At 71.7% G+C, this 19,598-nt stretch carries 20 protein-coding genes; 7 read left to right on the forward strand and 13 right to left on the reverse strand.

Annotation, left to right across the window (positions count from 1 at the left end):
- Positions 1–37 precede the first annotated feature (37 nt).
- From AB0P41_RS15665 to AB0P41_RS15695, 7 genes are all read right to left on the reverse strand, one after another.
- On the reverse strand, positions 38–1,294 hold the full coding sequence (locus tag AB0P41_RS15665) for an MFS transporter (RefSeq protein ID WP_365932407.1): 1,257 nt from the start codon (positions 1,292–1,294) through the stop codon (positions 38–40).
- Positions 1,295–1,340: 46 nt separating this feature from the next.
- Positions 1,341–3,053 carry an ABC transporter permease subunit gene (locus AB0P41_RS15670; RefSeq protein ID WP_365932409.1) on the reverse strand — a complete coding sequence of 571 codons (1,713 nt, stop codon included), beginning with the start codon at positions 3,051–3,053 and terminating at the stop codon, positions 1,341–1,343.
- A 4-nt stretch (positions 3,054–3,057) separates the two neighbouring features.
- Positions 3,058–4,575 carry an ABC transporter substrate-binding protein gene (locus tag AB0P41_RS15675; protein WP_365932411.1) on the reverse strand — a complete coding sequence of 506 codons (1,518 nt, stop codon included), beginning with the start codon at positions 4,573–4,575 and terminating at the stop codon, positions 3,058–3,060.
- Positions 4,576–4,602: 27 nt separating this feature from the next.
- Positions 4,603–5,232, reverse strand: coding sequence for a GNAT family N-acetyltransferase (locus AB0P41_RS15680; protein WP_365932413.1), 630 nt, complete (start codon positions 5,230–5,232; stop codon positions 4,603–4,605).
- A gap of 93 nt (positions 5,233–5,325) precedes the next feature.
- Complete coding sequence (gene ispF, locus AB0P41_RS15685; RefSeq protein ID WP_356707986.1) at positions 5,326–5,841, reverse strand: 2-C-methyl-D-erythritol 2,4-cyclodiphosphate synthase; 516 nt, start codon at positions 5,839–5,841, stop codon at positions 5,326–5,328.
- Entirely contained in the window at positions 5,831–6,577 is a 747-nt protein-coding gene (gene ispD, locus AB0P41_RS15690; RefSeq protein ID WP_365932415.1) for a 2-C-methyl-D-erythritol 4-phosphate cytidylyltransferase, read from the reverse strand. Before ispD ends, ispF begins: the two co-directional genes overlap by 11 nt.
- Before the next feature lie 480 nt (positions 6,578–7,057).
- Positions 7,058–7,540: a CarD family transcriptional regulator gene (locus AB0P41_RS15695; protein ID WP_006380568.1), complete on the reverse strand. Its 483-nt coding sequence runs from the start codon at positions 7,538–7,540 to the stop codon at positions 7,058–7,060.
- Between the two features lie 660 nt (positions 7,541–8,200).
- Between AB0P41_RS15695 and AB0P41_RS15700 the strand changes: the two genes are divergently transcribed.
- Positions 8,201–8,887, forward strand: a complete 687-nt coding sequence (locus AB0P41_RS15700) for a DUF461 domain-containing protein (RefSeq protein ID WP_356707988.1) — start codon at positions 8,201–8,203, stop codon at positions 8,885–8,887.
- A gap of 60 nt (positions 8,888–8,947) precedes the next feature.
- Here AB0P41_RS15700 and AB0P41_RS15705 read toward each other — a convergent pair whose 3' ends face one another.
- The gene (locus tag AB0P41_RS15705) at positions 8,948–9,628 is read right to left on the reverse strand and encodes a response regulator transcription factor (protein ID WP_014047499.1); all 681 of its coding nucleotides are present in this window, start codon (positions 9,626–9,628) and stop codon (positions 8,948–8,950) included.
- Complete coding sequence (locus AB0P41_RS15710; protein WP_365932417.1) at positions 9,625–10,893, reverse strand: ATP-binding protein; 1,269 nt, start codon at positions 10,891–10,893, stop codon at positions 9,625–9,627. The genes AB0P41_RS15705 and AB0P41_RS15710 overlap by 4 nt, the downstream gene beginning before the upstream one ends.
- 195 nt (positions 10,894–11,088) lie before the next feature.
- On the opposite strand from AB0P41_RS15710, the gene phoU reads away from it, so the two are divergent.
- Positions 11,089–11,766, forward strand: a complete 678-nt coding sequence (gene phoU, locus AB0P41_RS15715; RefSeq protein ID WP_099174137.1) for a phosphate signaling complex protein PhoU — start codon at positions 11,089–11,091, stop codon at positions 11,764–11,766.
- Positions 11,767–11,948: 182 nt separating this feature from the next.
- Complete coding sequence (locus AB0P41_RS15720) at positions 11,949–12,092, forward strand: hypothetical protein (protein ID WP_356707990.1); 144 nt, start codon at positions 11,949–11,951, stop codon at positions 12,090–12,092.
- Between the two features lie 127 nt (positions 12,093–12,219).
- Here the strand turns inward: AB0P41_RS15720 and AB0P41_RS15725 are convergent, their stop codons facing one another.
- Positions 12,220–13,491, reverse strand: coding sequence for an MFS transporter (locus AB0P41_RS15725; RefSeq protein WP_365932420.1), 1,272 nt, complete (start codon positions 13,489–13,491; stop codon positions 12,220–12,222).
- Positions 13,492–13,708: 217 nt separating this feature from the next.
- On the opposite strand from AB0P41_RS15725, the gene AB0P41_RS15730 reads away from it, so the two are divergent.
- The 3 genes from AB0P41_RS15730 (at position 13,709) to AB0P41_RS15740 (ending at position 15,549) form a co-directional block, all read left to right on the forward strand.
- A complete protein-coding gene (locus tag AB0P41_RS15730) occupies positions 13,709–14,470 on the forward strand; it encodes a phosphoglyceromutase (RefSeq protein WP_356707992.1) in 762 nt (253 codons plus the stop codon).
- Positions 14,471–15,061: 591 nt separating this feature from the next.
- Positions 15,062–15,310 (forward strand): hypothetical protein, encoded by a 249-nt coding sequence (locus tag AB0P41_RS15735; protein ID WP_124273995.1) that lies wholly within the window; start codon positions 15,062–15,064, stop codon positions 15,308–15,310.
- Positions 15,307–15,549: a hypothetical protein gene (locus tag AB0P41_RS15740; RefSeq protein WP_356707995.1), complete on the forward strand. Its 243-nt coding sequence runs from the start codon at positions 15,307–15,309 to the stop codon at positions 15,547–15,549. Before AB0P41_RS15735 ends, AB0P41_RS15740 begins: the two co-directional genes overlap by 4 nt.
- Positions 15,550–15,570: 21 nt before the next feature.
- Here AB0P41_RS15740 and AB0P41_RS15745 read toward each other — a convergent pair whose 3' ends face one another.
- Positions 15,571–16,347, reverse strand: a complete 777-nt coding sequence (locus tag AB0P41_RS15745; RefSeq protein WP_365932423.1) for a hypothetical protein — start codon at positions 16,345–16,347, stop codon at positions 15,571–15,573.
- A 225-nt stretch (positions 16,348–16,572) separates the two neighbouring features.
- Between AB0P41_RS15745 and AB0P41_RS15750 the strand changes: the two genes are divergently transcribed.
- A complete protein-coding gene (locus AB0P41_RS15750; RefSeq protein ID WP_365932425.1) occupies positions 16,573–17,604 on the forward strand; it encodes an aminoglycoside phosphotransferase family protein in 1,032 nt (343 codons plus the stop codon).
- Here AB0P41_RS15750 and AB0P41_RS15755 read toward each other — a convergent pair.
- Both AB0P41_RS15755 and mshA read right to left on the reverse strand, forming a co-directional pair.
- A complete protein-coding gene (locus AB0P41_RS15755; RefSeq protein WP_356707998.1) occupies positions 17,576–18,082 on the reverse strand; it encodes a YbjN domain-containing protein in 507 nt (168 codons plus the stop codon). The two genes, AB0P41_RS15750 and AB0P41_RS15755, sit on opposite strands and share 29 nt — an antisense overlap.
- Before the next feature lie 43 nt (positions 18,083–18,125).
- A complete protein-coding gene (gene mshA, locus AB0P41_RS15760; RefSeq protein WP_356707999.1) occupies positions 18,126–19,475 on the reverse strand; it encodes a D-inositol-3-phosphate glycosyltransferase in 1,350 nt (449 codons plus the stop codon).
- Between the last annotated feature and the right edge of the window lie 123 nt (positions 19,476–19,598).

Genomic DNA, 19,598 nt, shown 5'->3' on the forward strand with positions numbered 1-19,598 from the left:
CCCGTGCCCAGCGCCCCCTGTGGAAAACGTGTCACAACTAATCGGTGACGGTGGTGACGGGCTCCGGCGTGCGCCGCCCGGTGGGCAGGGTCAGGGAGAGCGCGGCGCCGGCGAGGGGGACGGCGGCGAGCACCGTCCAGAGGACGGGTCCGGGGGCGTCGAGAAGCGTTCCGGTGGCGGCGCTGCCCACGAGGACGGCGAGGCCCGACACGGAGGACAGGGCGCCGGTGGCGAGCCCGAGCCGCCGGTCGTCGACCAGGTCGGGTACGAGGCCCCGGGCGGCGGGGACCAGCAGCATCTGGCCGAGCGTGAGCAGGACGACGAGGACGGCCCCGGGGAGGAGCCCCGCGGGCCCGTCCGGCGCGAGGGGCAGGGCGGCGAATCCGGCGGCGACGACCGCGAGCCCGGCGACGAGCGCGGTGCGCGGCGCGACGCGGCGGGCGGACCAGCGGGTCAGGGGCAGCTGGGCGGCGACGACGAGCAGGGAGGAGAGCGCGAAGAGTGCGCCGAGCGCGCTCTGGGAGCCGGTGGCCCGCTCCACCTCCACGGGCAGGGCGAGGTAGAGCTGGTTGTAGGAGACGAGATAGGTGCTGTAGGCGAGGCAGAGCACGAGGAAGGGGCGGTTGGCGAAGACCGTGCGGAGGGGTGCGGTGTCCGTCCGGTCGGTGCGGACGCTGCGGGGCCGACGGGGCATGAGGCGGGCGTGTCCGGCGAGTACGCCGACGAAGACGACGGCCCCGGCCAGGCATGCCGTACGGAAGTCTCCGCCCAGGAGCAGCAGCAGGCTGCCGAGGAGGGGGCCGAGGAATGCGCCGGCCTGGCCGGCGGCGGAGAAGACGGCCAGCACCTGGGCGCGTGGCGTCCCGGTGCTGGCCTCGTGGGCGACGGCGGCCCGTGCGGTCTCGGATTCGACGGCGGGTGAGAAGAGGGCGGCGGCGAAGCCGATGAGGAGGACGGCGCCGATGACGGTGGCGGTGGTGCCGGCCTGGGCGAGCCAGCAGAATCCGGCGATGCGCAGGACGCAGCCGGCGAGGACGACGGGCCGGGGGCCGTAGCGGTCGGTGAGGGCACCTCCGACGACGAAGAGGCCCTGTTGGCTGAAGGTGCGCAGGCCGAGCACGAGGCCGACGAGCCACCCGGCCATGCCGAGTCCGTCGCCGAGGTGGGCGGCGAGGTAGGGCAGGACGGCGTAGAAGCCGGTGTTGAAGGCGAACTGGGTGGCGGTCAGGAGCCGGAGGTAGGGCGTGAGCCCGCGGGCGGTGCCGGTCCGGATCCGGGCCTTGGAGGTGGTCATCGGTGCCGCCTGCCGCGTACGGCACGGGTGCGCGTCGTGGGGGCCGTCATCGGTGCCGCCTGCCGCGTACGGCCGCCGAGGTCAGCACCGCGAGTGCGCCGAGGGCGGCGAGGGCGGCGGCGGGGGCGAGTACGGCCCAGGGGGCGCGTTCGGCGTAGGGCATGTTCTCGGAGAGCATGCGGCCCCACTCCGGTGCGGGGGCCGGGGTGCCGAGGCCCAGGAAGCCGAGGGAGGCGAGGGCCAGGGCGATGGCGGGGATCCGCAGGACGGCGTGGCGTGCGACGGGCGGCAGGACGCCGGGCAGGATGTGGCGGCGCAGCCGGTGCCAGGGTCCGGCGCCGAGGGCGCGGGCGACGGCGAGGTGCGGGGCGGCGCGCTCCTGGGCGTACAGCGCGGAGGTGTGTGCGGCGAGCGGCGCCCAGGCGACGGCGGCGACGGCGGCGGCCGCGCCCCAGGGGCCGGGGCCCGCGATCCCCGCGACGACGAGGCCGGCCAGGACGGCGGGCAGGGCGTTGGCGGTCTCGGTGAGGGCTCCGGCGCGGGCGGCCCCGGCGAGCAGTCCGAGGAGGAGCGTGACGGCGCCGACGGCGATCGCGGTGAGCACGGTCCGGGCCGCCCCGTGGCCGAGGCGGGCGAGGACGTCGCGGCCCAGGGAGTCGGTGCCCAGCGGGTGCGCGGCCGAGGGGGACGCGAGGCGGGCGGCGGTCTCGGCGTGGAGGGGGTCGCGCAGGAGGCCGGTGAGGACGACGGTGACGAGGAGGGCTCCCAGGACCGCCGCCCCGGCGGCCACGGTGCGGCGCGTGGGGAGGGGCGGTGCGACGAGCGGGGGGAGGGCGCTGTCGGCCCGTGCGGGGCCGAGCAGGGCCCTGGAGCCGAGTCTGGCGGTGAGCCCGGCCGCGACGCCCAGGAGGAGCAGGAGCAGTACGCAGGCCTGGAGGACGGGCAGGTCCTGGGCCAGGGCGGCGGCCAGGGCCGTGCCGCCGAGGCCGGGGATGGCGTAGAGCGTCTCGACGGTGACCGCTCCGCCGGTGAGTCCGACGACGACGAGGCCGAGTTGGGGCAGCAGTGAGGGCAGGGTGCGGCGCAGGGCGTGGGCGGCGATCCGGCGGGCGGGCATCCCGTGGGCGGTGGCGGCGCGTGCCCAGGGTTCGGCGAACGCGGCGGGCAGCGCGTCGTCGAGCAGCCGTCCGAGGAGCGCGCCGGCGGGGACGCCCATGGCGAGGGCGGGCAGGACGAGCTGTTCGGTCCCGCCCCAGCCGAGGGCGGGGAACCAGCCCAGTTGTACGGCGAGGACGGTGGCCAGGACGGCGGCGAGGAGGAACTCCGGCAGGGCGGCGAGCACGGCCGCGCCGACGCCCGCCCGGGTGGTGACGAGCCGGCGGCGGGCGCCCCGACGGAGCGTTCCGGCGACGAGCGCGAGTGCCAGGAGTACGGCGACGGCGAGCGAGGCGCCCATGAGGGTGAGGGAGACGCCGAGCGCGGAGGTCACGTCGGGGCCGACCGGCTGTCCGGAGACCCAGGACTCCCCCAGGTCGCCGCGGAGCACTCCGGACGCCCAGTCGCCGAGTACGTGCAGGGGGCCGCCGTCGAGGCCGGTCTCGGCGCGGATGGCGTCGAGCACGGCCGGTGTGGGCGGACGGTCTGCGTAGCGGGCGTGCAGGATGGTCAGCGCCGGATCGGTGCGGGTCAGCCTGGGCAGCAGTCCGATGACGGCGAGGACGGCCAGGAGTGCGCCCAGCCGTCCTGCCAGGTACTTCACGCGGTCACCCGACGTGGGTGTCGGCGGTGATGAGGGTGCGTTCCATGGGGTCGAGGGCGACGCCTTCGACGCGGGCGTCGTCGTAGCCCTGGACGAAGCGTTCGTGGACGAGCGGTACGAGGGCGTCGGCGCCCAGGACGGCGGCCTCGGCGGTCATCTCGGCGGTGTGCCGGGCGTCGGTGCCGGTCAGTGAGGCGGCCTTGCCGACCGCGGTGTCGACCCGCTCGTCGCAGAGCTGGGAGATGTTGAAGCTGCCGTCGCAGGTGAAGTCGGAGGCCAGGTAGGAGACGGGGTCGGCGGTGTCCAGGAGGGTGTTGCGGGCCTGGATGAAGGCGTCGTACTTCCCGGCGAGCGCATCGGCCTCCATCTGCGCGTAGTCGCGGACGACCTGCTTGACGGTGAACCCGCGCTTCTCCAGCTGCTGCTGGACGAGCGTGGCGACCTCGGGGAGCTCGGGCCGGTTGGTGTAGGTGGCGAGGGTGATCTCCTTCGTCGCCGCCACCTCGGTGCGGGTCGCCGCCCGGGGGCGGCCGGTGGGCGGGGTGCGCTTCTCGGCGGCCCAGGGGATGCCGGGGCCGAGGAGACCCTGCGCGGTGTCGGCGCGGCCTTCGTACACCCCGTCGACCAGGGCCTTGGAGTCGATGGCCTCGCGGGCGGCGGCGCGCATGGCCGGGTCGGCGAAGACACCGCGCTCGGTGTTGAGCGAGAGGCCGTTGGTCCGGGCCGAGGGGAATTCGTGGACGTACGCGTCGCCGAGCAGGGAGGCCTGCGCGATCGGTACGTACTCGGCCACGTCGACGGTCTTGGTGCGCAGTGCGTTGGCGCGGGCGGTGCCGTCCGCGGCGAAGGTGACGTCGACTCCCGGGGCCTCGGCCTTGTCGCCCCAGTAGTCGGCGTTGCGTTCGAGTGTGGCGGCGACGGCGCCCTTGACGTCGGTGAGCGTGAACGGGCCGGTGGCGTGCCCGGCGGGGTTCACCTTGCCGTTCTCGTAGGCGCCGGCGGACAGGATCGTCAGGGACGGGTTGGCGAGCCGCTGCGGAAGCAGGGGGTCGGCCTCTTCGGTGACGATCCGTACGGTGTCCTTGCCTGCGGCGGTGGCCTTCAGGGTGGTGTCGGAGAGGACACGGGGCAGCGGGGAAGCCTTGGTCGCGGCGGTGAGGGACCGGGCGACCGCGTCGGCGTCGACCTTCGCGCCGTCCTGGAAGACGGCGTCGCGGAGGGTGAACGTCCAGGTGGTGGGGTTGTCCTGCTTCCAGGACGTGGCGAGGGCGGGTTTCGCGGCGCCGTTCCTGTCCAGGGTGGTGAGGCCCTCGATGACGGCGAGCCGGCTGAGGGTGACCGCGTCGTCGCCGTACGGGGACATGGCCTGGGCGGGCGGGAAGGCCATGACGACCCGGAGCCGCTGTGCGTCACCGGACGCTCCGGAGCCGTTCGACGAGGAACAGGCGGCGAGCGGGAGCAGCAGGGCGGCTGTGGCGGCTATGGCCGGCAGCGGGAAGCGGCGGCTTCGGGACGTTGGCATGACGGAGACCCTATGTGAAAACGATTGTCATCTGATATTCGGGGTGGCCATCCGGACCGTCCCGGCAGGCCCCAGGGGTGCGGGCATCGGCAGCTCGAAGTGGATGATGCCCTGTCCGCCGCCCGGCAGCGCGCGCTCGTCGCAGACCTCAAGGGCGAGCGACCGCCAGAACGGCTCGGCGCCCGGCACGGCCGGGTCGGTGTGCAGATAGAGCGAGGTGTAGCCACCCGCCCGGGCGGCGAAGTCCCCGAGCTCCCGCACCAGCCTGCGGGCGAGTCCGTGCCTGCGGTGGTCGGGGCGTACGTAGATCCGGCACAGCTGCGCGGTCGACCCGGAGGGGAAGCGGTCCGCGACCCACTGCGGATTGGGCGGTGCCTGCGGCCCCCGGTCGCGTACCGCTCCCGTCGCCACCACCTCGTCACCGCGCACGACGACCATCAGGGTGCAGCGCCCGGGGCGCAGATAGGCGCCTTCGAGGTCGATGATGTCGGCGTGCCAGCGGGGTACGTAGCCCGAGCGCAGGTCGTGGTAGACGGTGTCCAGCATGACGGCGCGCGCGCCGCCGATGTCCTGGGCGGTGGCGGTCCGCAGGACGTATCCGTCCGCTCCGGCCGGTGCTTCCGGCGTCACTGTCGCCCCGGCGGTCGCGCTCACCACTGACGCTCACCCTCGCTCTCGGCCGTACGGCACATCACTTGCCGTACCAGCGTACGTGCAAGCGATGTGCAATAAGGCGGGCGGGGTCGGGGCTCAGCCGGCGGCGCGGTAGACCAGGGCGGTGGCGATGCCCGCGATGCCCTCACCGCGGCCGGTGAAGCCGAGGCCGTCGGAGGTGGCGGCCGAGAGCGAGACAGGGGCGCCGACCGCGTCGGAGAGCACCTTCTGGGCCTCGTCGCGCCGCTTGCCGATCTTCGGCCGGAGGCCGACGACCTGCACGGCGACGTTGCCGATGGCGAAGCCCTCGGCGCGGACGATCCGGGCGGCCTCGGTGAGCAGGGTGACACCGGAGGCGCCCGACCACTCGGGGCGCCCGGTACCGAAGTGCTGCCCCAGGTCACCGAGTCCGGCGGCCGAGAACAGGGCGTTGCAGGCGGCGTGCGCCACCACGTCGGCGTCGGAGTGGCCGGCGAGACCGGGGCCCTCGCCCTCCCACAGCAGGCCCGCGCACCAGAGGTCGCGACCCTCCTCGAAGGCGTGGATATCGGTCCCGATACCGACGCGCGGGATCAGGGGGGCCGGTTGCGGCATCGCTGTCTCAGAATCCATCGTTCGCCCTCCGGCGTGCGAGTACGGCCTCCGCCAGGACCAGGTCCAGGGGGCGGGTCACCTTGAACGCTTCCTCGTGTCCGGGCACGACGACGACCGGCGAGCCCAGCCGCTCGACCATGCCCGCGTCGTCGGTCGCACCCTCGCCGTCGACGGCAACGCGCCTGTGGGCCTCGGCGAGCGTGGACCGGTCGAAGCCCTGGGGCGTCTGCACGGCCCGCAGCCGCGCCCGTACGGGGGTCGAGAGGACCGGCTCCGGCACACCCGGCTCCCCCGGCTCGACCTCCTTGACGGTGTCGGCGAGGGGGAGCGCGGGAACGACGGCCGGAGCCCCGTCCCGTACGGCCTCGATGACGGCGTCCACGGTGTCGACCGGCACGAGGGGCCGGGCCGCGTCATGGACGAGGACGACGGAGACGTCGTCCGGCAGGGCGTCGAGGCCGAGCTTCACCGACTCCTGGCGTGTCGCACCGCCGGGGACGACGACGTAGTCGGTGCGCTCGGGCAGCGCGTGCCCGTCGATGAGGTTCTTGACCTCGGGCGCCCCGTCCGGGGGCGCGACCACGACGACGAGGCTGACGGCCCGGGAAGCGGCCATGGCCCGTACGGCGTGGATCAGCATGGGGGTGCCGCCGAGCGCGCGCAGCGCCTTCGGGGCGCCGGGGCCGAGCCGGACCCCGCGGCCCGCCGCGGGGATCACGGCCGCGGTGCGGGAAGGGCTCGGTTCAGCGGGCATCGGTGACATCGGTGACATCGGTTGCACTCCGAAGCTTCGGCAGGTTTGTTTCCACGGCCCACATGGGTATGGCCTGGGCGTGCCCCGACCGTAGGCCGGGGGACGAGCCGGGCGCGACGCCTCGACCTGACCGGGACCCCTTCCGTGACCCCCGGTCGGCCGAGCGGCAGCGGGGCCCGGTGGAGGCTGCCGAGGGACGGCACCGGGTGCGTCGGCGGCCTTCCGGACGGATCCTCGCGGATCTTCTTGGACGGATCTTCTTCTCGGGTCCGGGACACACCACCGGGGGCATGACGCTCGGACCGGGCACACCGCAGCGCCCGGACATGCAGCAGCGCCCGACGACTGCCGTGAAACGGCTGGTCAGCGGGCACCGCTGCATATCTTGTCGACACCGGGTCCGGCTGGTCGGCGTCATCCGGTCGCCGGCGAGGTCCGGCTACCGGTGTCCGGTCACCTTGGTCACCGGTGTCGTCCCGTTCAGGACGCGAGAACCTCGTCGAGCAGGGCCTCGGCCTTGTCCTCGTTCGTGTTCTCCGCGAGAGCGAGCTCGCTCACCAGGATCTGGCGGGCCTTGGCGAGCATGCGCTTCTCACCTGCGGAGAGTCCACGCTCGCGCTCGCGACGCCACAGGTCACGCACCACTTCGGCGACCTTGATGACATCGCCTGAGGCGAGCTTCTCGAGATTTGCCTTGTAGCGCCGGGACCAGTTCGTCGGCTCTTCGGCGTACGGCGCGCGCAGCACCTCGAAGACCCGGTCCAGACCCTCCTGACCGACCACGTCACGCACACCGACGAACTCCGCATTGTCCGCCGGTACACGAACCGTCAAGTCGCCCTGGGCGACCTTGAGCACCAAGTAGGTCTTGTCCACGCCTTTGATCTGGCGAGTTTCGATAGCCTCGATCAGCGCGGCCCCGTGATGGGGATAGACCACGGTGTCGCCAACCTTGAACGTCATGTGACAGGTACCCCTTCCGTGGCTATCCAGAGTAACACGAGAACGGCTTCTCCTGAATGGCGTTTTCGCAGGTCAGGGCATATCTCGGGGCTTGACAACTGAGACAGGAACGTGCTGCGGAAGCCTTCCGGAAGGTGATATTCGCAGGTCGGAGCGGGCGTACGACCGAGCCGAAACACACGCGTCACAGGTGCCGGAAGCCCTCAAGAAGGTGCCGAACGTCCCGTTTTGCCGGATTCCGGAAGGTGAACTTTCTCTACTCCGTTCGGCCCTCGATCACCCGTACGGCTCTTAGCGTCCGTGGTCATTGAAATTGATCAACGACGTGGGACCGGGTGGATTATGCGCGGGAAATGCGCCACCGCCGGAAATCGATCATCGGCACATCAACGCGCCGGTCACCCGCGTTTTGTGAACACCGCGCGAATCATCGTGCCCGGGGAGACGGCCGGGACGCGACCGGGGGATGCCGGACACCGGCCGACGGCCCCGGTCCGCAGCTCGGGCGTCCTCAGGGGCGGGTCGGGTGCGGGCCCAGGACGGCGGCTCGGTAACCTGAGCCCGCTGACACACACTTAGGGCGGCTTTACGGCCGCTCGGGCCTTCCTGTCCGCAGAGTCCGAAGTCCGCAGTCCGAACGTTCAAGGAGTTGCCGCCGCCGTGAGCCGCAGCCTTCGACACGGCGCCTTCGCCGCCACTGCCCTCGTGTTCTCGATCGCCGCCCTGTCCGCGTGCGGTGCCGGCAACAACGCACAGACGCTTCAGGTCAGGCCGGACAACGCAGCCACCGCTGTCGACTCCATCAAGATCCAGAACCTGAACATCATCACCCAGCCCGAGCCGGACGCCGAGGGCCCCGCGGCCGTCGCCGCCACCCTCTTCAACGACGGCCCGAAGCGCGAGGTCGTGGAGACGATCGCCCTGCCGGGCACCGACGCGACGGTGGAGCTGAAGCCCGCCAAGGGCAAGGGGCCGCTCGTGGTCCCGGCCGGCGGACGGCTCATCATCGGCGGGAAGAACAACGCCTCGGCCATGATCGAGAACGGAAGCCAGGCAGTGTCCGCCGGCAACGTGCAGAACGTCGCCTTCACGTTCAGCGAGACCGGCGAGATCTCGCTGGGCGCGTCCGTCGTCCCCGCGACCGGCTTCTTCAAGGACTTCGGCCCGAGCGCACTGCCGTCGGCGAAGCCCACCCCCTCGGACTCCGCGTCCGGCACGCCCGGCGCGTCCGAGACGCCTGGTGCCTCCGAGACGCCGGGGGCGCAGGAGGGCGAGCAGTCCGGAAGCTCCTCGGGCGAGGCTGCCGACACGGTCCCGCCGGCCGACGACGCGGCCGCCGAGCACTGATCGCACGCGTGGGGGGTGTCTCCGCCGGAGACACCCCCCACGCAGCCCGCAGCCCCCGGTTTACGGCTCGAACTTGTAACCCAGGCCCCGCACCGTCACCAGGTAGCGCGGCGCACCCGGGTCGGGCTCGATCTTGGCGCGCAGCCGCTTGACGTGGACGTCCAGGGTCTTGGTGTCGCCCACGTAGTCCGCACCCCAGACCCGGTCGATCAGCTGCATACGCGTCAGCACGCGCCCCGCGTTGCGCAGGAGCATCTCGAGGAGGTCGAACTCCTTCAGCGGGAGGTCGACCTTGCCCCCGGAGACCGTGACGACGTGGCGGTCCACGTCCATCCGGACCGGTCCGGCCTCCAGGGCCGCCGGGGTGACCTCCTCCGGCTCGCCACGGCGGCGCAGGACCGCGCGGATGCGGGCCACGAGCTCCCGCGAGGAGAAGGGCTTGGTCACATAGTCGTCGGCTCCTATTTCCAGGCCCACGACCTTGTCGATCTCGCTGTCCTTGGCGGTGACCATGATCACCGGGACGTTGGACCGGACGCGCAGCTGCCGGCAGACCTCCGTGCCGGGCAGACCCGGCAGCATCAGGTCGAGCAGCACGAGATCGGCGCCGTTGCGCTCGAACTCGTCGAGGCCGTCCGGGCCGGTGGCCGCGATGGCCACCTCGAAGCCTTCCTTGCGGAGCATGTAGGACAGGGCGTCGCTGAAGGATTCCTCATCCTCGACGACAAGCACTCGGGTCACGGAAGGGCCTCCGGGGCAGGAAATGGTTCAAAAGAATCGGTCTCGTACGGCCCGTCGTCGTCAACAGCACCGTTGACGACGAGGGGTCCGCCGGTGGTACGACCCCGTACGACGCCCGACTCGGGCAGCCGCAGGGTGAACGTGGAGCCCTGTCCCTCCGAGCTCCATACGGTGACCTCCCCGCCGTGCGAGGCGGCCACATGCTTGACGATGGCGAGGCCGAGACCGGTGCCACCGGTGGCCCGAGAGCGGGCCGGGTCGACGCGGTAGAACCGCTCGAAGACGCGTTCACGGTCCTTCTCGGAGATGCCGATGCCCTGGTCGGTCACGGCTATCTCGATCAGCTCCCCGCCGGGCGCGGCCAGCTTCCGGGCGGCGATACCGACGCGTGTGCGGGCGGGACTGTAGTTGACGGCATTCTCCACGAGATTGCCGAGTGCGGCCGCGAGCTGGCTCCGGTTGCCCCAGACGAAGAGGTCCGCGGTGCCGCCCGCGGCCATGGTGATCTGCTTCGAACCGGCCTGCTGGCGGCACCGGTCGATCGCCTCGTCGACCAGATCCTCCACCCGTACGGGTTCGGCGTCCTCCAGCGGGTCGTCGTTCTGCACGCGGGAGAGGTCGATCAGCTCCTGTACCAGGTTGGTCAGCCGGGTCGCCTCGATCTCCATGCGGCCGGCGAACCGCTCCACCGCCTCCGGGTCGTCGGAGGCGTCCATGACCGCTTCGGAGAGCAGGGAGAGCGCTCCGACCGGCGTCTTCAGCTCATGGCTGACGTTGGCGACGAAGTCACGCCTCACCGCTTCTATGCGTCGGGCCTCCGTGAGGTCCTCGACCAGCAGGAGGACCAGGCGTGAGCCCAGCGGGGCGACGCGGGCCGACACGGCGAGCGCCTCACCCCTGCCCGTGCCACGGCGCGGCAGGTCCAGCTCGACCTGCCGTATCTCACCGTCGCGCCGGGTGTCCCTGGCCATGTGGAGCATCGGCTCGACCGCCAGACGTCCGCCCCTGACCAGGCCCAGCGCATAAGCGGCGGAGCTGGCCTTGACGACGCTGTCGCTCTCGTCGAGCACGACTGCCGAAGAGCTGAGCACGGAGAGCACCGTGTCCACCCCCGGGGGCAGCGCGGCGTTGCCGTCGGGCCGCAGGGACGTACGCGTGGGCCGCTTCTGCTCGCGCTCGCTCCAGCGGAACGCCAGCATCGCGATCACACCGGTACAGAGACCGGCGATCGCGGCAGCTGCGGCAACCGCCGCGTTCACGTCCATGCCTCAAGGTTATGCGGGCGCGCCGACACTCTCCCAGCCATCCGGGTGCCATCTCGAACACTCGTCGCCCAGAGTTCACCAAGGGGATAGTGACGGTTCACTTCGGGGGCCGGATCCCGACGCGTTGGCCCCGCACCGTGGCAACGTGGGGGTCGGCCCCAAGACCCCGGCCTCAGGATCTGGAGAGGGACTTCCATGCGCGACGCTTATCACGAGGAACTCGATTCGATCGGCGAGGACCTGGTCGAGATGGCCAGGCTCGTCGGCTCGGCGATCGGCCGGGCCACGACGTCCATGCTCGACGCCGATCTCAAGCTCGCCGAGAGCGTGATCGCCGCGGACCAGAAGGTCGACGACCTCCAGCACGACCTGGAGGCCCGTGCCATCGCGCTGCTGGCCCGCCAGCAGCCGGTCGCCACCGATCTGCGGATAGTGGTCACCTCACTGCGGATGAGCGCCGACCTGGAGCGCTCGGGCGACCTCGCCCAGCACGTCGCCAAGCTGGCGCGGCTGCGCTTCCCCGAGTCGGCGGTTCCGCACGACCTGCACGCCACCATCCTGGAGATGGGCCAGCTCGCCCAGCGGCTGATGGCGAAGGCCGCCGAGGTGATCATCACGAAGGACGTCGACCTGGCGCTCCAGCTGGAGCAGGACGACGACGAGATGGACCTGCTGCACCGCACGCTGTTCCAGCACCTGATGGACGACCGCTGGAAGCACGGCATCGAGACCGCTGTCGACGTCACCCTGCTCGGCCGCTACTACGAGCGCTTCGCCGACCACGCCGTCTCGGTCGCCAAGCGGGTCGTCTACCTGGTCACCGGTGAGCACGCCGACGAGATCCAGGCGGCGACGCCGGTCGAGGGGGCGTAGGGGGCGCGGCTCTCCCCGCGGCCGCACGTCTGTTCCCGCGCTCGTGCGCCGTTGATGCGCCGTCCTGGCTGGGCATGCAATGGGTGCGGGGGCGGCGCGGCATGCCTGCGGCCCCCGCCGTCGGCATGTGTGCGCCATACATGTGCCGTACGCCGTCGAGTCGTACGCCCTGAGGAGGGACCATGGCCGATTCCCCCATGACCGAACCCCAGCAGCAGGAGACCCCGACCGAAGTGGTGCATCTGCCGTTGCTGGGAGCCTGCGGCTGCGGCTCGGGCTGCGGGTGCGGCTGCCAGTCCGGCGCGCCGTGCCAGTGCGGCGGCTGAGTCCGGCCGAATCCGGCGGCGGTGCCCCGCGACGGACACCCGTCCGTCGCGGGGCGGCGGCGCCGCGTTCCGCGTACCGCGTACCGCGTACCCGAGGCTCCCTCCTCAGGCCGCGGGCTCCCGTTCCTCAGGCCGCGGGCTCGGTGACCGCCCGGTCCTCGGGCACCGGCGAGGCGGCGACCACGGGCTCCGGCAGTTCCAGGTTCCGCATCAGCAGCCAGTAGCCGAACGCGGCCACCGTCCCGAGGACCGCGCACGTCCCCCACAGCCAGGCTGCGCCGTAGTGGTCGATCACGAAGCCGGACATCAGCGGGGCGACGAGCGCCGCCACCGACCACGACATCGTGTACATGCCCTGGTAGCGGCCCCGGCCGTGGGCAGGTGACAGCTGCACGACGATGCCCGTCTGCGTCGGCGCGTTGACGATCTCGGCCAGGGTCCAGACGCACACCGTCAGGGCGTACACCCCGACCGATCCCGCGAAGGCGGTCAGCCCGAATCCGTAGCCGGCGATCAGGGACGAGAGGATCAGCAGCCGACGCGGGTCGCGATGCTGGATGAACCGGGTGACGGGGATCTGCAGGGCGACGATCAGCACGCCGTTGACGGCGATGGCCGTACCGAAGTCGGAGCTGGACAGCCCGTCCGTGCCCATCGCCACCGGCAGGCCCACGTAACCCTGCTGGAAGATCAGCGCGACCAGGAACGACAGCCCGACGACGCCCATGTAGCGCCCGTCGCGCAGGACCGTACCCAGCCTCACGTCGTCCGGTGCCCGCGTCCCGGCGGCCCGGGGCGCCGCCTCGGGACGGGACTCCGGCACCCTGAGGAAGACGACGACCGCGCAGAGCAGGGTCAGAGCCGCCTCACCCAGGAACCCGGCCAGATAGCTGTACTCGGCGATGAACCCCGCCCCGGCCGACGAGACGGCGAACCCCAGGTTGATGGCCCAGTAGTTCAACGAGAAGGCCCGCACCCGGTCCTCGGGCCGGACGATGTCGGCCATCATCGCCTGCACGGCCGGCCGGGACGCGTTGCTGGCCATACCCACGACGAAGGCCACACCGGCGATCGCCACCGGATGGACCATGAAGCCGAGCACGGCCACGGACACGGCGGTCGAGAGCTGGGCGATCAGCATGGTCGGGCGGCGCCCGAGCCGGTCCGTCATCACCCCGGCCCCCAGGGACGACACGACCCCGCCGAGCCCGTGGAGCGAGGCGACGAGACCGGCGTACGAGGCCGAGTAGCCGCGGTCCAGGGTCAGATAGAGCGCCATGAACGTGGCGACGAACGCCCCGAGGCGGTTGACCAGCGTGCTGGTCCACAGCCACCAGAACTCCCTGGGGAGACCGGCGACCGTCTCGTGTGCCGCCTTTCTGAGACCAGCGACAGACATAGGGCTACTCCCCCGGGACGTACGTGTACGGATGACCCGCCGACCCGTGTAAGTGGCCCGACGACTGTCCGAACATTACGAAAGCGGAGTCCCCGACTGCCACTCGATTGACGCCGCCCGTCAACAGTCGCTCCCCGGCCCCACGCTCCGGTTCTCCCCCGGTCCGCCCTTCGGCCGCGCGCGCGTGGGGAGCGCGGGTTCGATTACGCTCGGACCCATGGCCGACGCACCGTACAAGCTGATCCTCCTCCGCCACGGCGAGAGCGAATGGAACGCGAAGAACCTGTTCACCGGATGGGTGGACGTAGACCTCACCGACAAGGGCGAGAAGGAGGCGGTCCGCGGCGGTGAGCTGCTCAAGGACGCCGGCCTGCTCCCCGACGTCGTACACACCTCCCTCCAGAAGCGCGCGATCCGCACCGCCCAGCTCGGGCTGGAAGCAGCGGACCGCCACTGGATCCCCGTGCACCGCTCCTGGCGCCTGAACGAGCGCCACTACGGCGCCCTCCAGGGCAAGGACAAGGCCCAGACGCTCGCCGAATTCGGCGAGGAGCAGTTCATGCTCTGGCGCCGCTCGTACGACACCCCGCCGCCCGCCCTCGAGGACGGCACCGAGTTCTCGCAGAGCGACGACGCCCGCTACGCGACGATCCCGCCGGAGCTGCGCCCGCGCACGGAGTGCCTCAAGGACGTCGTCATCCGCATGATGCCGTACTGGTACGACGCCATCGTCCCGGACCTGCTGACGGGCCGCACGGTCCTGGTCGCCGCCCACGGCAACAGCCTGCGCGCCCTGGTCAAGCACCTCGACGGCATCTCCGACGCCGACATCGCGGGCCTGAACATCCCGACCGGCATCCCGCTCACGTACGAACTGGACGCCGACTTCCGCCCCCTGAACCCGGGCGGCACGTACCTCGACCCGGAGGCGGCGAAGGCCGCGATCGAGGCCGTGAAGAACCAGGGCAAGAAGAAGTAGCCTTCGTGATCACGCCCCCGACCTGCGCTCACGGCGCGGGGCGGGGGCATTTTCACGGGCTGGGCCCGCTGTGGGGCCTTGGTGCGGCGGAGCCTCCGGTGGCCGACGTGCCTGCTCGAAGACCTTCTGGGCCGCGCGCCCGCCGTCAGGCCCTGGCAGCGCCCATGCCGCTGACCATGGGGCCGGTGGCGCCCACGGAATGGGGCGGTGCGCGGTCGGCTCTGACGGGGCATCCGCTGGCCATCGACGAAGCCCGGCCGTCGGTTAGGTCCCGGACTGTTCTCCGGGCCGCCCCCGGACAGGCCGGGGATGCAGCCATTCCTTCCAGAGCTGGAACCCCCGGAAGCCGACCGCGCGCTTGAGAGCCTAAGGGCCGGCACTGACACAACGGCCGTGCCCATGCACGGCCGTTGAGCGGTGGCCGCCCCTTCTCCGGGTCCGAGCCTCGCCCACAACAGACCGGTCCGCCGGGCGCCCCTACGGGGCCGCACCCGCTAACGTGACCTTCACACCCGCCCGTTGCCCAGGCTCACGCCCTCGGCGGCAGAGGCGGGCGGGGCGCGGAGAGCAGGGAGATCGGGGAGAGCGATCATGGGCGAGTCTCTGAAGACCTTCGTCGGTGGCACCGAGGTCGAGGTGCCCAACAGCATCCCGGCGATCCGTGCCGCGCTGCCCGAGGGAAGACGCGAGGAGTTCGACCACGCGATCAACGAGGCCGGGGTGCACGAGATCCAGGCCGTCATGCGGCACTGGATGCTCGAGTCCGTACCCGATCCCGAGGCCGAACAGATCCTGGACCGGCTGGCGCAGGACGAGGCCGAGAGGCGGAACGTCGCTTGAGCTTCCGCATCTCCTACGCACCGCCCGCCGACGACACCCTGGCCAAGATGCGGGACAGCGACTCGTTCCGGGACGAGATGGCGCGCACCCTGGCCCTGGATCCGTACGGACACGCCTCGTCCGCCGTGAAGCGTGAACGCGACCGGCGCGAGGCGACCGTGTACGGCGCCATCGTCCTCTACTACGTCTCCGGGTCCGTGCTGACGGTCACCGTCGTCAGGCTCGTACCGCTGCCGTGACCCGGAGAGGCGGCCGAAGGCTCAGCCGAGCTTCTTCACCTGCGCGTCGATCACCGCGGTCGGCTGGTCGAAGTCGGCGTCCGCACCCGTCTTGCCGAGGTTGAAGGAGAAGAAGGTGGCGACCGTGCCGCCCTGACGAAGGCTCACGAGCTTGAAGGGCGTCGCCTCCTCGCCCTCTCCCGCCTGTACGCGCCAGGCGAGGGCCTCATCGCCGCCCGTCACCTTCTCCTCGGTCAGCTTGGTGACCTTCTGCTTCGAGCCCTTCATGGAGAGGGTGAACCCGCCGGTGCACTTGGCCGCGGAGTCGCGGAGCTCGGCGAGGCTCTTCGCCGCACCGTCTCCCTCGTACGAGGCCAGGGTGACCAGCGACGACGTGATGTCGAGCATGCCGGCGAGCAGGTCCTCGGGGTCGGCGGACTCGTCCTTCTTGGGCTCCTGGACGACCTTGCGCCCCGCGTTACCGGCCGGAGTTCCCCGCTTCACCCCGTAGAAGGCGAAGCCGATCGGCTCGCACTCCTTCTTGTCGACCGTGACGTCCCCGGGCTGGGCGATGTCCTCGGGCCCGGTCTTCGAGACCTTGTAGCCCGCGACGTCACCCTGCTCCAGCGACGCCTTCTCCAGCTCGGCCGACGTCAGCGCCTTGACCGCAGCGGGCTTGGAGGAGGCGTCGTCCTTGCCTCCCGAGGTTCCGCCGTCACCCTTGGCGTCGGAGTCCGAGCCGCTGCAGGCGGTCGCGAGCAGGGTCATGGAGGCCGCGGCGGCGACGAGGGCGGTACGGCGTACGGCGGTGGCGCGCATGGTTCGTTCATCTCTCCGTCTGAAGAAGCAACAGCCGCTCCTCCGGCAGCGATTCGTGGCCGGTTCGGGGGGCTGTGGCAGTGCAGGACACTCTACGATCGGACACCTGTCCGATGATCGCGCCGAACGGTCACGGGATGTGATCGTGACTACGATGTGATCACTCTGTGAAGCACCTGTGGGGTGGTCGACTCCGCAGGTGAGCCACAGAGGGGACCCCCGCCCGTGCCCGTCGATGCGACAACAGCCGTACTGGAAGCCGTGGGAGCCCCCGAGCCCATGTCCGTCGAGCCTCTCGCCGGGGGCACGTACAACACCGTCGCCCGCGTGACCTTCGGCGACGGCAGGGACTGGGTGGTGAAGATCCCTCCGGCGCACGCCACCGGGCTGAGCTACGAACACCGCCTGCTCGTCAACGAGGTCACCTTCTACGGCGCCGCCGCCGGGGCCACCGCCTCGATCCCGCGGGTCGTGCACAGCGAGCTCGACCCCGGCGCGCCGGCCGGGGCGTACGTCGTCATGACCGCGTGCCCCGGGCGGCCCTGGAGCGCCCTCGGAGGTGACCTGACGGCCGATGAGACGCGGGCTCTGCGTGTCGAGTTGGGGGGCGTCGTCGGCAGGCTGCACGGCGTCACGGGCCCCGGCGGTTACGGGTATCCCGCCGAGCCCCTGGGGCCGCTCGCCCCCACCTGGCGCGAGGCGTTCACGGCGATGGCCGAGGCCGTGCTCGCCGACGCCGAGAGGTACGGGGTGAGGCTGCCGTACTCCGTGGGACGGATCCGCGAGGTGCTCGCCGGGGCGTCGGACGTGCTGGACGAGGTCACCCGGCCGGCCCTCGTCCACTTCGACCTCTGGCAGGGGAACGTCCTGGTGACCGGGGAGCCCGGCGCCCGGCGCATCGGGGGGATCGTCGACGGTGAGCGGATGTTCTGGGGCGACCCCGTCGCCGATCTCGTCTCCACGTCGCTCTTCGGCGACCCGGAGACGGACCTGGACTTCCTCGCGGGATACGCGGCCGCGACGGGCGCACCGCTCGACTTCACGCCGGCCGTACGCCGCCGGATCGACCTCTGCCGCAGCTACCTCTACCTGATCATGCTCACCGAGACGGTGCCGCGGAGTGCGGGGCCCGACGCCGTGGAGACGACGTGGAACGAGGTGGCGCCGAGGCTCGTCACGGCGATCGAGGGGCTGGGGCAGCCCCCAGGTCGGCGGCAGCGGGCCGGCCTCAGGACGGGCGCTGCGTCAGATGCGTGAAGGCGTCCAGGTTGCGCGTCGACTCGCCGCGCTCCACCCGCCAGGCGTACTCCTTGCGGATCGCGCTCGCGAAGCCCAGCTCCAGCAGCGGGTTGAACGCGCCGTCCGCCGCCTCCAGGACCGCGCCGAGCAACCGGTCGAGCTCGTCGCGCGTGACGACCGAGAGCGGGAGCTTGCCGACGAGATAGACGTCACCGAGCTGGTCGATGGCGTAACTCACCCCGAAGAGGCGGAGGTTGTGCTCCAGGAGCCAGCGGTGCACGGCGGCGTCGTTCTCGTCGGGGTGACGGATGACGAACGCGTTGAGGGAGAGGGAGTGCTGCCCGACGATCAGGGAACAGGTCGTGGACAGCTTGCGCGTGCCGGGCAGCTTCACGACGTAGTTCCCGGGCCCGGGGCTCTCCCATTCGAGCTCCGCGTCCTTCAGCGTCGCCTCGATGACCTGCGCCGCTGCTGCCTCGTCGGATACGTCAGCCATGGTGCGAGCGTACGACAACGCGTCCGCGTCCTCAGCGGGAGACTCAGCCGTGGTGCGCGCGGGCGCGGCGCCGGTGGTCGTGCATCGCCGCCGTGTACACGTCGGCGGTGGCCGAGGCCGCCGTGTCCCAGCCGAACGACTGGGCGTGCAGGGCCGCGGCCTCACCCATCCGGCCGGCCAGCTCCGCGCTGTCCGCGAAGCGGCCGAGGGCCTGTGCGTACGCCTCCGGGTCGTGGCCGGGGATCAGGAAGCCGCTGACCCCGTCCCGTACGGCGACCGGGAGGCCGCCCACCGCCGCCGCGACCACGGGCGTGCCGGCCGCCTGGGCCTCTATGGCGACCAGCCCGAAGGACTCGTTGTACGAGGGCATGACCAGGACGGATGCCGCCCGGAACCAGTCGGCGAGCTGGTCCTGGCCGACCGGCGGGTGGAACCGTACGACATCGGCGATGCCGAGGCGCGCGGCGAGCTTCTGGAGGCCCTCCGGCTTGGCGAGGCCGCTGCCGCTCGGCCCCCCGACGACCGGTACGAGGATGCGCGAGCGCAGCGAGGGGTCCCGCTCCAGGAGCACGGCGACGGCGCGCAGCAGCACGTCCGGGGCCTTCAGCGGCTGGATGCGGCCGGCGAAGAGCGGGATCAGCGCGTCCTGCGGCAGTCCGAGGCGGGCGCGCGCGGCGGCGCGGCCGTCGCCGGGGCGGAAGCGCTCCAGATTGACGCCGGGGTGCACGACGGCGACGGACGACGGGTCGGCGTCGTAGAAGCGGACGAGCTCGTCGGCCTCGCCCGCGGTGTTCGCGATGAGCCGGTCGGAGGCGTGCACGATCTGGGTCTCGCCGATGACGCGGGCGGCCGGCTCGGGGGCGTCGCCCTCGGCGAGCGCGGCGTTCTTGACCTTCGCCATGGTGTGCATGGCGTGGACGAGGGGAACGCCCCAGCGCTGTGCGGCGAGCCAGCCGACCTGGCCGGAGAGCCAGTAGTGGGAGTGGACCAGGTCGTAGTAGCCGGGGCGCTGGCCTGCCCATGCCTGCATCACGCCGTGGGTGAAGGCACAGAGCTGCGCGGGCAGCTCTTCCTTGGCGAGGCCCTCGTAGGGCCCCGCGTCGACGTGCCGGACCAGGACTCCGGGAGCCAGTTCGACCGTGGGGGCCAGCCCGCCGGTGGTGGCCCGGGTGAAGATCTCGACCTCGATGCCGATCGCGGCGAGGCGCCTGGCCAGCTCCACGATGTAGACGTTCATACCGCCGGCGTCGCCCGTGCCGGGCTGGTGCAGCGGAGAGGTGTGCACGGAGAGCATCGCGACACGGCGCGGCTTACGGTGTCCGGCGAAGGTGCCCGGGAAGCGGATACGGGGTGCCGCACGGCTGCTGCCGAGCCGGGAGACGTACTGGCTCACGGGTCCGCTCCTCCTCGCTCAGGGCATGACACGTACAGGGCACACGGCCCCTTCGAAGTGCCAGAACAGCGGAACCCCGTCTTTCATTTCCACTTTGCCAAAACATTGCGAACTCCCCGGCGC

The organism is Streptomyces sp. NPDC079167 (genome assembly GCF_040686735.1).
GTDB lineage: Bacteria > Actinomycetota > Actinomycetes > Streptomycetales > Streptomycetaceae > Streptomyces.